The sequence below is a fragment of the Sphingobium sp. HWE2-09 genome, assembly GCF_035989265.1.
GTDB lineage: Bacteria > Pseudomonadota > Alphaproteobacteria > Sphingomonadales > Sphingomonadaceae > Sphingobium.
Map to the genome: position 1 here is coordinate 357,052 of NZ_JAYKZX010000001.1, position 12,283 is coordinate 369,334.

Consider the following 12,283-nt stretch of genomic DNA (forward strand, 5'->3'; position numbering starts at 1 on the left):
CCCATTCCTACCACGGCATAAGTGCGCAGACGACATCCGGTAGGCAGGAGAATTTAATGCGCGCCTTGATCGTTCATGGAACCACGTTGCACTATGAAACAGTGCCAGATCCCGTCATTCTCGCGGAGAGGGATGCGATCGTGCGGGTTACTCAATGCGGCATTTGCGGCAGCGATCTTCATCTGGTCCATGATGATTGGGTGCCGTTCCGACCCGTCTATGGGATCGGTCACGAGGCCGTTGGCGAAGTTGTTGAAGTCGGCAAGCATGTGACAGGCCTCAAAGCGGGCGACCGGGTGATGTTGGCGGGTTCGGTAGGGTGCGGCCTATGCGCCCCATGCCTGGCCGGCGAGGTCAAACGCTGCGAGAATGGGGCCAGCGGCGTCTATGGTATCGGGCAGGAACTGGAGGGGTGCCAGGCCGAGGCCGTGCGCGTGCCTCATGCCGATTTCAACGCGGCAAAAATTCCCGAAGGTATCAGCGACGATCAGGCCATCTTGCTCACCGACAATCTGGTAACTGCATACGGCGCGTGCGTCGGTGCGGATATCAGGCCGGGCAACAGCGTGGCGGTAATTGGGCTTGGCCCGATTGGCTTGATGGCGGTTGAACTCGCGTTGGTGATGGGAGCCAGCATGGTACTTGCCATTGACCCCATATTGGAGCGGCGGGAAATCGCAGCCAAGTTGGGCGGCGTTCCGCTGCCTCCGGAGAACTTGCCCGAGGTGCTGAGAGAAAAGACTAAGGGCCGTATGATCGACAGCGTGATTGAAGCCGTCGGCAAGCAGGGCACCATCGACCTTGCGATGTCGATCGTCGGCATCGGTCGGTCGGTAAGTGTCCTTGGCGCAGGGCTGGGGCTGGAGGTGCGCGTGCCGTTCACCGCCATGCTCAACGGCATTACGGTTCGCGCCAACATGCTCACCGAGATCGCCCGGTATTGGCCCGACCTGGTGCCCCTCCTCCAGGCGGGACGCATCCGTCCGGAAAAGTTCATATCGCACCGGTTCGCGCTATCGGAAGGCCTGGCGGCTTACGATCATGCGTCCAAGCGAGATGCCGGCCTGCTGAAGGTTACGATGCGGCCCGACTGATGGGACTGCGTTGGCCAATCGATTGTTGCAAGACGTCATGGCTGATCGATTGGCAGGCAACATCCTTCCTACAGCCTTACGCACCCTTTTTGAAATGGAAAAGGTTGAACGACACGACTCGCCGACTGGAAGGCGGGCCTCTGTCCCCTCATCGGAGGACAGGTTTTTCCCTACATGGTGATATGTTCGGTCCAAAGCCAATGTATTTTGCCTGTGCTTTTTATGGAGATGGTATGCCAAAGAAGGACATCACGGTAACGATCAGCGCAGCGGATCGGCTACTTGAAACCACGACCAATCCACGCCATCGCCAGATTCTGGAGAATTACCGCCGCCACGCCATCCTTGAGGTGTGCGGCTATTGGCAGCCTATATTCGAGCCGAACATGACGGTCGAGCACCCCATCTATTATTACAATGTGCGCGGCTTTGCCGGCGACAAAGCAGAAGGTGCTGCCGCGATCAAGGGGATCTACCAGCATCTGGCCGAAAGCAGTGGGAGCGTCATGATCGTCCAGAATGAACGACTGATGATTTCCGACTGGGGCTTCGCGTCAGAAGCCGAATTCCATTCCTATTATCGCGGCTACACTTTGATTGGTGACGGTATTCCGGTCGATAATCCCGATGGTTTCTACATTCTGCGGCAGGGATATGTGATGCTGTGGAACTATGACGATCGCGCCAGAATGATTGGCGAGCAGGTGTACGAAAATCGTTCGCTATACGAACTCAAGGAAATACCGGAAGACGACTTCCTCACACTCGAAGATGCTCGTGCGCAGTTGATGCCATTGCTGAGGCCGCTTCCTATCTACGACCCGATCACCAACACCCAGTCTCCCGGCCATGAGACCTTTCAAGTAGCAGCGTGACATCCGTTTACAGGTCAAGAATGCATCCGGCTAGATGGTCGGATGCATTTTTGATCCGCTGCCACCATTCGCTCAAGCGAGTTGCGCGGTCTCGGCCGAGGGCAAGGTGATGACCGAGGCGTGGACGCGGAGACGACGATGCACTCATACTCAACCCGGATCATCTGGTGGGCGATGCTGAGCTTGCCCGACGGCCAGCCATTACAACAACAGGAAACGGCATGATCATCGATCTTAAGGGACGCAAGGCCATCGTGACAGGATCTACGGCCGGCATCGGCCGGGCGACCGCGGAGGGCCTCGCGCGCGCTGGCGCGTCAGTCATCGTCAACGGGCGCGGCAGCGCGCGCGTCGAAGAGGCCGTACGCCAAATCCGGCAGCTTGTACCGAACAGCGGCGTGACCGGCGTCGCCGCCGATCTCGCCACCCTTGAGGGAGCGGAGGCCCTCATCGCACAGATTCCGGATGCCGACATCCTTGTGAACAATGTCGGCACCGCCCCTCTGCGCGAGTACAACGGCATCGACGACATTGCGAAGATCTCCGACAAGGACTGGCTGGGACTCTTCCAAATCAACGTCATGAGCGGGATACGGGTGAGCCGGCACTACCTTCCGAAGATGGTCAGCAAGGGCTGGGGGCGGGTCGTCTTCGTCAGCAGCGAATCCGGCGTCAACATCCCCAAGGAGATGATCGACTACGGCATGACCAAGACCGCCCAGCTTGCGGTCTCGCGCGGCCTGGCCGAAGCGGTGGCGGGGACGGGCGTCACCGTCAACGCCGTGCTGCCGGGTCCGACCCGTTCGGAAATGCTTGGCACCTTCATGGCGCAGCAGGCCGAAGCGCAGGGCATCACCCAAGACGAAGTCGAGCAGGGCTTTCTCAAGACCATGCGCCCGACCACCCTCCTCAATCGGTTGGCGACGGCCGACGAGGTCGCCAACATTATCGTCTACGCCTGTTCGGAGCAGGCTTCTGCGACGAGCGGCGCCGCCCTCCGCGTGGATGGCGGCATCGTCCGCTTCGTCGCTTAGCTGTAGCGGCCTGCATGAAGATCGTCCGACGACTTGAGGTTAGGACCTTTTGATCGAGCCACGAGATGACTTTTGCCGCGATGCAGGTGGCTGACATGAAGGTATCGGCTCAGAGGGCGAAGTCGGTGTGGAAGTACCGCCAACCATGAGTATGCCAACCATGTTCTCAGCTTGCAGCGCTGATGCAAGAGCACGCCGCGCACGCCATGGGTACTTTTGGTTTTTCTTCGACGGGTGCTGACGGTGATGTTTTGGTCGGCGCGCGCCTCGGGAAGCCAAATGCATTCTAGGCGAGGTCGCCGAGAAAGGCTTGGCGCGACCCTCCCCCACAATGATATCCGCAATAAGCACTGTCGGAGCCTGCTGTCAGTTCATTCGATCATATCTGCCCATGACGGAGCATGGGCGGACATGCCGCCGTCGACCACCAATATGGCTCCATTGACATATTGGGACTGTTCCGACGCCAAAAATGCAACAACTTCGGCGATATCTTCGGGTTTTCCAAGCCTGGGCGCGGGGGTGTGACGACGATATATGTCGAGCTGCCTCGGAGATATGGCCGCAAGCGCCGCAGGGGTCAGAACGACACCCGGCGCGATCCCATTACAACGAACTCCATCCCGGCCATAACTTGTCGCGATGGAGCGTGTCAGAGATATGATTGCCGCCTTTGATGCTGCATAAGCGGGACAAGCCGCATCGGCTGTCAATGCGGCGGTCGACGACAGATTGATAATCGATCCGCTGGCCTGACGCCGCATCACCTCCAGCGCATATCTACAGGCCAAGGCCGTGCCCGCGACGTTTGCGGCAAACGTCTGCTGGAAGACGGTGGCCTGCGCTTCATGGATGCATGCATCGATCGCCATCAACTGCAGCGCCGCGGCATTATTGACCAAGATGTCCAGTCGACGAAATCTCGCATGGGTCGATTTCACCATGTCTTCGATTGACGCAGGGTCCGCCAGATCGAAAGTCGCCGCCGACGCCTGCCCGCCTGCGGCCAGAATGATCTCGACTGTATGTTCGGCACCCAGCGGGTCGATATCGCCCGCGACAACTGAAGCCCCCACCCCCCCCGCGAGCAATACCGCCGATGCCATACCAATACCAGACGCTGCACCGGTTACGATGGCGACCTTCCCGCTGAAGTTATCACTCATGCGATACTTCTCCAGATTTTATGTTGGCGGCTTAGGGGTGACGACATTCTCTGCTCAGCGCGGCTTAATTCGCAGCGGCAGCGCGTTGAGCGTCCGCAATGTGTTCACCAGTCGATAGCTGGGTTCGCCAGCAAGTTCGACTGATTTTGCGCGGATCGAAATGGCGTTCAGAATAGACTCCGCTTCGAGGCGGGCGATCATCTGTCCGATGCATATGTGCGCACCAAACCCAAATGCCCGGTGAATCCCGGCCACGTTGCGGTTGATGTCGTAACGATCCGGATCGACCCACTGGCGGGCGTCGCGGTTTGCAGCACCAGCATAATAGCCCACCTTGGTATCCGGTTTCAGCCGCACTCCCGATAACTCGACATTGCCGGTAGTGGTGCGAAACATCACCATCGCCGGCGACTCCAGCCGAATAGCTTCCTCAAACGCATTCCGGGCTTTTGCCGGGTCCGCATGCAGCAGGCTGTATTGCTCGGGATTTATGGCGAGCAGGTGAAGTGCATGGCCGATCCCCGCGATCGTCGTGTCCGTACCCGCACGGAAGAAGCTTCTGACATGAGGGGCAGCGGTTCCCGACGCAAATTCCCCGCGATCCTCCGCCTCGAAGATCTGTATGCCAAAGCCACCGGGGAGCATACGCTCGCGCTTGAGTTGGTCGGCATACCATTCAAGGATCGGTTCAGCACGCCTGAGGCACCGCTGAAGGCGCTCATTGTTGGGCCCAAGCTGGTTGAAATTAAGTTCGCCTGTCAGCACGAGCCGGTCGGGTGCGGCATCGATGCCTAAAACACCCGGAAATGCGCTAAGGACGAAAGCTTCGGCGATATCGCTGACACCGTCGATCTCGCGCTCATCAAGAACACGCTCGGCAACCTGCTGTGCATGGTCTTCAAACCGTTCGCGCCATTCTCGCACGACCCGCGGCGACAATATTCTCTGAAGTGCCCGACGGACGCCCGCATGTTCCGTACCCTCGATTTCCGTAATGGGGCTGGGCGAGCGCCAGGCTCCGGGCTTGCGGATGTCCGCCATACCTACGCCACCGGTGGAGGTAAATCGGCTATGGTCAGAAGCAACCTGGCCTACCTCGTCCCAACGTCCAACGGCATAATAGTCATAAAGGGGGATGTAAGCCGCTGGCCCCGCATCAAGTAGCTGTTCGAAAAAAGGATACGGATCACGTAACACTTCATCGGAAAAGGGATCAAGATCAAGTATGGGGGCTTCGGACAACGATGTGGCAGGAGAACCGGTCATCAGGCGCTCTCCCCTTCTGCCGCTGCATCTGTTCTTTCAAAGCCCGGCCTCGGCACGAGCGTCAGCCATGCCGTGCTCAATCCTCCGTCCACAACTATATCTTGCCCATTGATGTAGGCCGAACGTTTACTGGCGAGGAACAATACGACCTCAGCCAGATCCGGCGCACTGCCAATGCGACGGGCAGGCACGATGGCCTCCCGTTTCCTCAGCGCGACCGGATCCCGATAGATCATCTCGGTCATTGCCGTGCGCACCATGCCCGGGCTGACGAGATTGCTGCGTATGTGATGGTCTCCCAATTCGACCGCCAGTAGACGCGAAAGCATCGCCACCCCCGCCTTGCTCACGCTGTACGGGCCGCTGAAAGCCTGCGGAACTTGGCCTGAGAGAGAACCGACATGGACCATGCTGCCGCCGCCCACAGCCATCATCTGCCTACCGAAAATCTGGGCGCACAGCAGATAGCCGCCGATGTTGACATCCATCAGTTGACGCCAGCGATCCAGATCGGCGTCCATAATCGCCCCTGGGTAAAGGGTCGCCGCGTTGTTCACCAAAACCTCGCAGGGGCCAAAGGTCCTCTCTACCTCGACGGCAGCGCGCTCAACATTATGCTTGTCAGCAACGTCGCAAGATATTGCCACCGCCTGACCACCCGACCGCTCGATATCGGCGGTAACCTCGAGCGCATGATCAAAATCCCGATCTAGCAAAGCCACAGGCGCACCTGCGTTTGCGAGACGCCTTGCTATTTCAGCACCGATACCGCTCGCAGCGCCAGTGACAGCGCAGACTTTGCCCTCGAGACCAAGCCAGCTATTTGCTGAGCCGTCCACTGTTCGCATGCACAGATTACCTTCCACGCCTGAGGCGTTCCTAAAGATACATAGCCCGCCCGTTCCACGCATATGCCGACTATGGCAGAGATTATCATCGGTATCGCACCGACACTGTCACACCATAAGTTGCGGGCATACCCGTCATCCTCGACACGGCATCAATGCTGGTTGCGCTGGCCGTGCTGTAGAACTTGTTCGTTATGTTGCGTCCGAAAAACTGTACGCGCCAACTGTCGTCGCTTGCCGCAAACCCGGCGCGCAGATCGAGCAATGCATAGGAATTTAGCTTGTAGAGAGGAGCCGGCAACGCTGCACTCTCGAAAGTCGTGTTAGTCGCGCTATTGTACGTCACGCTGCCACCCAAAAAAGCCTTGAGGTCGCTATTTAAATTCCATCCGTACTGGGCATCACTAACCAACGAATATTTTGGCGTGAACGGAAGTTTTGCTCCCTTGAAATCACCGCTGGCACCTTGACCATTGAAGTTGAAGAAGCTGTCGGTAACTTTTGTATTGAGATAAGTGCCGCTAAAACTGAGATCGAGCCCGGTTACCGGTCGAGCGGTTACCTCCGCCTCGAACCCCAGAACCCGCGACTTTGGTACGTTTTGCAGTATCTCCAAGAGACCGAACACCGGATCTGCGATACGGCCACGCAACTGTTTATCTTTGTAATCATAATAGAAGCCGGCAGCGTTGAACTGTATGCGACGATCGAGAAGCGGAACCTTTACGCCGACTTCATATGCATCGACGCGCTCCTGTCCGATAGGGTTTTGAGAGGTGGTGATCACGGCGACGACGGGTGCGATGACGCCCGCCTTATAGCCACGGCTGACGTTGGCATATATGAGGGCCCCACCGGTAGTCTTGTAGTCAAGACCAAGCCGCCAGGATACATTGTCTTCGTTAAGCTTGAGCCGGCGTGGGATGATCGTGGGAGAAAGATCCGGCGCAGGGGTGAATGACATGCAGCCCCCCGGTGGAATTGCCACGAACGGTGTCGTCTTCGCTCCAAGCGCAATGAAGATTTGCTCAAGGCCATTAAACTGATTGGTCAGTTCCTGACCGGCGCTCGAATTGTACAGACATGCGTCGCCGTTTCGGTTCATCTTGGTGTATCGGACACCTGCATGCGCCGTTAACTGATCGGTGATCGAAAGATCGACGTTGCCGAACAGCGCGTAGCTATCCACCTTCTGCCGAGCAAACGCATCCGCAGAACTGTAGGCAGGGAGGAAAGGCAACGGCCGATTGCCCGACGAATCCGTGACCACATAGCGAATGTTATCATCGCTTTTTGTATGGTCATAGGCAGCGCCCAAAATCCACTTGATCGGATCGGTGTCGCCAACCAGGCGCAGTTCCTGGCTTACATAGTCGATCGCACCGCGCCCGAAGTATTGGGATATGGTACTTGCGCTCCCGTCCGTGTCGATATTGCGGTTGACGGTTTGGCGCGAATAAGTGCTGATAGACACAAGATCCATCTGGTCACTAACCGCATACTCTGTGCGCAATGCCGCTTGATAGAAGCGGTCGCGGACGCGGTTGGGGAATTCGGCAGACCAGTCCGCCGCCCGAATGTTGCGACTGGAAGGGGGCACAAGCGAATTGGCCGCCAAAGGATCGGCGCGCGTGGGATCCTGAGGAGAGAAGGCAATGAGCTGCGAGGCAAGGGAGTCCGAATTGTCGCGCGAGGCCGTCAATGCCAGCAGAAATTTGAGTCTACTAGCCGGCTGCCAATCAAGAAGCAATCGTCCCTGCAGTCGGCGTGCGTCACCCAACCGGTCTCCTGGCCGTGTCACACTTTTCTGCCAGGCGCCGCCCGATGCCGCACGAACGGCCAGCCGGGCTTTGATCGTATTTGTCAGAGGTCCGCTAACGAAGCCGTCGAGGTCGATGCGGTTAAACCGAGCATAGCTGATGTTGCCCCCTGCCTCGAGCGTGCTGGTCGGTTTGGCTGCGATATAGTTGATCGCACCACCGGTCGAGTTCTGCCCGAAAAGGAGGCCTTGGGGACCTTTCAGGACTTCTACTCGTTGAAGGTCCAGTGTCGCAGCCTGCGTCATGACAGGATAGGGTAGCGGGATTTCGTCCAAGTACACGGTAACTGCAGGCGACGAAGCCAGGCCAAACTCATACAAGCCAATGCCACGCAGCGTATAAACAGGCGTAAGAGCATTCGTGTAGGCCGCCTTAAAGCCGCCGACGAGCTTACCTAAGTCACTCACATCAGCAATACCGCGCGAAATCAGGGATTCTCCAGTCGCCGCGGTCACGGAGATAGGAACGGAATTCAAAGACTCGGAGCGCTTCTGCGCCGTCACCACAATATCGGCAACTTGACCGTCGTCACTGCTTGCTGCCGGTTCTTGGCCGGAAGTGGCGGCGACAGTTTGCCCGTAGGCCGGCGCCGTCAGTTGCGCCACAGCCGCCGAAGCCAGCAGCAACATTTTGTTTGTTCTCATGACATCTCTCCCCTGGTTTAAGCAAGCTTGCCGCCGCCCATCTTTTCACGCCAGTTAAAGCGAGCAATATCGCACCAAGCCAAAGCCGATGTCCCTCTACGAGGGGACGCTCTGCGAGCGCTCGTCAAAAGATCGTGAGACGACGGGAGCGCGACCGATCGGCGTGTGACCTTTCAGAGGGACAGCAGCAGCAAGCTTAGGGGCATAGGGTTCGGGTAAGGACCAAGTTGGTGGCGGACGGCGTTTACTGAAAGGCACGTGGCTTTGCGAAGTGGTTCCTGGCCAAGAGAGGATAGCAAGCGCCCCATGATGAGTTTCGTTGCTGGTCCGACAGATCGCCCCTTGCGCGAGCTGACAATTGGCGCAGCGATCGCTTCGGCAGTCGCCTCCTGGGGAGACCGGTTAGCCCTCATAGATCGCGGGCAAAATGTGCGTTTGACCTGGGAAGAGATCGGCGAAAGGGCTACAGCCCTCTCTGCTGGTTTGCTGACGCTTGGCCTCAGGCCCGGAGATCGGATTGGCATCTGGGCGCTCAATCGGGTCGAGTGGGCCTTGACCCAGTTTGCCGCTGCGAAGGCCGGGATCATCCTCGTCACCATCAATCCGGCCTATCGCCTGGCAGAACTCGAATATGCGCTTCAACAGTCGGGATGCAGCGCCATCATATTCTCGCCCCCATTTAAATCGAGCGATTATCCCGCAATGGTGGCTGAGTTGCTGCCAGAGCTCGGCAGGCAGGGAAGTCTGCGCTCGGTACGCGTTCCCTTGTTGCGCCATGTTATTCAGATGGGCGAAGCGACCCTGCCTGGAGCGCACGCCTTTGCCGATGTCGAGACGCTTGGTCGCAATCATGGCCGGGACCTGCTCGACGACATCGAGAGAAGCCTCAGACCGGACGATCCGATCAACATCCAATATACGAGCGGCACAACGGGCGCGCCCAAAGGCGTGACACTCAGCCATCGAAACCTTCTGAACAACGGCTATTTCGTGGGCGACAGCATAAGGCTTGGCCCGGCAGACCGACTTTGCATCCCTGTGCCGCTTTATCATTGTTTCGGCCTGTCGATGGGCAATCTCGCCTGCGTCAATCATGGTGCCGTGATTGTGTATCCCGGAGAGGGCTTCGATCCTCTCGCGACCTTGGAGGCAGTAGCCGTCGAACGGTGCACAGCTCTCTATGGCGTGCCGACCATGTTCATCGCACAACTCGATCATCCCCGCTTTAAAGAGTTCGATCTGACATCTTTGCGCACCGGCATCATGGCAGGTTCACCTTGCCCAATCGAAGTGATGCGCCGCGTGGTGGAGAGGATGCATCTTGGGGAAATCACCATCGCTTATGGGATGACCGAGACAAGCCCCGTCAGCTTCCAAAGTGGGATTGATGATCCCCTCGAAGTTCGCGTTGGAACGGTCGGTCATGTTCACCCCCATGTCGAGGCCAAGATCATCGATGCGCACGGCGCGGTCGTGCCACGCGGGGTGGCAGGCGAATTGTGTACGCGGGGCTACATGGTGATGCTGGGGTATTGGAACAACCCGCAACAAACAGCAGCAGCCAAAGACGCGGAAGGCTGGATGCACAGCGGCGATCTGGCCACCATCAGCGAAGATGGCCTCTGCAATATCGTCGGGCGCCTGAAAGACATGGTGATCCGGGGCGGGGAGAATCTCTATCCGCGCGAGATAGAGGAATTTCTCTACAGGCATCCCGCTATCAGGGACGTGCAGGTCTTTGGCGTGCCGGACGCGCGCTACGGTGAGGAACTGTGCGCATGGGTCATCATTCATGATGGCGATGCGCTCAGCGAAGACGCCGTGCGCGATTTTTGCCGTGGGAAGATCGCGCATCAAAAGGTCCCTCGCTACGTGCGCATTGTCGATGCGTTTCCGATGACGGTAACGGGCAAACCGCAAAAATTCGTCATGCGCGAAGTCATGACCCAGGAACTTGGGCTGACGGCTCCTGCAACCGCGTGATTGCCCAAGACGAAAGTAAAGACCATTCGATTTTACGACGGAGGCTTCGGTGAGCAGGATATTCGGGCCGGCGCGACAGATCGGATATGTGGTAGATGACCTCGACAGCGCAATCGACCGATGGCTGGCACTTGGCGTAGGGCCATTCTTCCGAATGAACGGCCTCAAGACCAACTATTTCCGGGTCGGCGGCCAGGACGTACCGCTTAACCTGGACGTGGGAATAGCCAACAGCGGCGATATGCAGATTGAATTAATCTATCAGCATGACCGGGCCCCGACGCCCTACCGTCGGTTTCTGGACCGTCATGGCCCAGGGATGCATCATCTGTCGGTCTGGAGCCATCATTACGACCAGGCTATGGCCGACCTGCACGCGATCGGCCGGTCTCCTTCGGTCGAAGGAGAAGTTCACGTCGATGGATCCACTGGCATCCGCTTTGCTTATTTCGAGCCAGCCTATGAACCGGAAACGATGATCGAAATCGCGGACTCGGCCACGATCATGGGTGAGTTCAATAAGATCATTCGGAATGCCGCCATTGACTGGGACGGCTCCGACCCTGTTCGCGTCATCTAGGCAGCGGCGCGTCAAAACGAAAACGTCGCGTCGTCCGGCGTATTTACACGCAACCGACCGCCCGGCCAAAGCGCCCAGCTTTCGTCCTGTGGCTTGAAGCCCGCTATCGCTGACGCAAGACCGGGCAATGTCCAGCGCTTGCCGCCATTGTTCGCGGCCTGCTCTGCTGACCATCCGTCGAACAAGAACACGTCGTCGCCCTCGATGCCCCAAACCCGGGATGTGAAAGCGCAAGCGGGCGAGGCGAGATAAACGATCAAAGGCGCGATATTACCGGCGTGAAAGCGATCGAAAGCATCATGGGCGGGAGCCGCCATCAAGTCGCGCACTTGTGGAGATCCGTCGGTCATTCGCGACCGCCCCACGGGGGCGACCGCATTCACCTTGACACCTAGAGGCGCCAGCGTCGGCGCGACCGCGAGCGTGAAACTGGCGATCGCCGCCTTAGCCACGCTATACGCCACCGCCTCCGGGCTGGGGTGAAGGCCGACTGGGGAGGAAATATTGATAACGGCTCGCCCTTTCTCCCGGTCAAATCGGCTCCAGTGGGCGGTGGCCGCGCTCGTAACGGCTACCACGCCATTCAGGTTGACCTCCAGCACGGCCTTCCAATCCGCCTCATCCATTCCATCAATCGATCCGAATCGCGAAACGCCGGCGTTGTTGACAACGATATCGAGCCGTCCATAAGTGTTGACTGCGGTCGCGATTATGTCAGCGGCTGCGGCCCAATCTGCTACCGAATGACCATCAGCCTCGGCAGTTCCTCCGATGGCTCGAATCTCATCAACCACATTGCGAGCTATCTCCTGATCGGCTCCGCCACCGGCAACCGCGCCGCCCAGATCGTTCACGACGACCTTGGCCCCCGCCTCGGCAAGAGCCAGGGCATATTCTCTTCCCAAGCCCCGTGCTCCCCCGGTGACGAGGGCGACCTTGCCTTCAAGTATGCCAACCATTTTTCGCTCCTTCT

General features: G+C 58.3%; 10 protein-coding genes. 5 read left to right on the plus strand and 5 right to left on the minus strand.

Annotation, left to right across the window (positions count from 1 at the left end; translation table 11 throughout):
• Positions 1-56 precede the first annotated feature (56 nt).
• From U5A89_RS01650 to U5A89_RS01660, 3 genes are all read left to right on the plus strand, one after another.
• On the plus strand, positions 57-1,094 hold the full coding sequence (locus tag U5A89_RS01650) for an alcohol dehydrogenase catalytic domain-containing protein (RefSeq protein ID WP_338159475.1): 1,038 nt from the start codon (positions 57-59) through the stop codon (positions 1,092-1,094).
• 104 nt (positions 1,095-1,198) lie between these two features.
• Complete coding sequence (locus U5A89_RS01655; RefSeq protein WP_338159476.1) at positions 1,199-1,969, plus strand: hypothetical protein; 771 nt, start codon at positions 1,199-1,201, stop codon at positions 1,967-1,969.
• A gap of 221 nt (positions 1,970-2,190) precedes the next feature.
• On the plus strand, positions 2,191-3,003 hold the full coding sequence (locus U5A89_RS01660; RefSeq protein ID WP_338159477.1) for an SDR family NAD(P)-dependent oxidoreductase: 813 nt from the start codon (positions 2,191-2,193) through the stop codon (positions 3,001-3,003).
• Between the two features lie 371 nt (positions 3,004-3,374).
• On the opposite strand, the gene U5A89_RS01665 is transcribed toward U5A89_RS01660, so the two are convergent.
• The 4 genes from U5A89_RS01665 to U5A89_RS01680 all read right to left on the minus strand — a co-directional run bounded on the left by U5A89_RS01665 (position 3,375) and on the right by U5A89_RS01680 (position 8,747).
• Positions 3,375-4,169, minus strand: a complete 795-nt coding sequence (locus U5A89_RS01665; RefSeq protein WP_338159478.1) for an SDR family NAD(P)-dependent oxidoreductase — start codon at positions 4,167-4,169, stop codon at positions 3,375-3,377.
• A 54-nt stretch (positions 4,170-4,223) separates the two neighbouring features.
• Entirely contained in the window at positions 4,224-5,435 is a 1,212-nt protein-coding gene (locus tag U5A89_RS01670; RefSeq protein WP_338159479.1) for a cytochrome P450, read from the minus strand.
• Positions 5,435-6,301, minus strand: a complete 867-nt coding sequence (locus tag U5A89_RS01675; protein ID WP_338159480.1) for an SDR family NAD(P)-dependent oxidoreductase — start codon at positions 6,299-6,301, stop codon at positions 5,435-5,437. The genes U5A89_RS01670 and U5A89_RS01675 overlap by 1 nt, the downstream gene beginning before the upstream one ends.
• A gap of 67 nt (positions 6,302-6,368) precedes the next feature.
• Positions 6,369-8,747 (minus strand): TonB-dependent receptor, encoded by a 2,379-nt coding sequence (locus U5A89_RS01680; protein ID WP_338159481.1) that lies wholly within the window; start codon positions 8,745-8,747, stop codon positions 6,369-6,371.
• A gap of 306 nt (positions 8,748-9,053) precedes the next feature.
• On the opposite strand from U5A89_RS01680, the gene U5A89_RS01685 reads away from it, so the two are divergent.
• Both U5A89_RS01685 and U5A89_RS01690 read left to right on the plus strand, forming a co-directional pair.
• Entirely contained in the window at positions 9,054-10,730 is a 1,677-nt protein-coding gene (locus U5A89_RS01685) for an AMP-binding protein (RefSeq protein WP_338159482.1), read from the plus strand.
• A 49-nt stretch (positions 10,731-10,779) separates the two neighbouring features.
• Entirely contained in the window at positions 10,780-11,310 is a 531-nt protein-coding gene (locus tag U5A89_RS01690) for a VOC family protein (RefSeq protein ID WP_338159483.1), read from the plus strand.
• A gap of 11 nt (positions 11,311-11,321) precedes the next feature.
• On the opposite strand, the gene U5A89_RS01695 is transcribed toward U5A89_RS01690, so the two are convergent.
• Positions 11,322-12,269 (minus strand): SDR family NAD(P)-dependent oxidoreductase, encoded by a 948-nt coding sequence (locus tag U5A89_RS01695; protein WP_338159484.1) that lies wholly within the window; start codon positions 12,267-12,269, stop codon positions 11,322-11,324.
• Between the last annotated feature and the right edge of the window lie 14 nt (positions 12,270-12,283).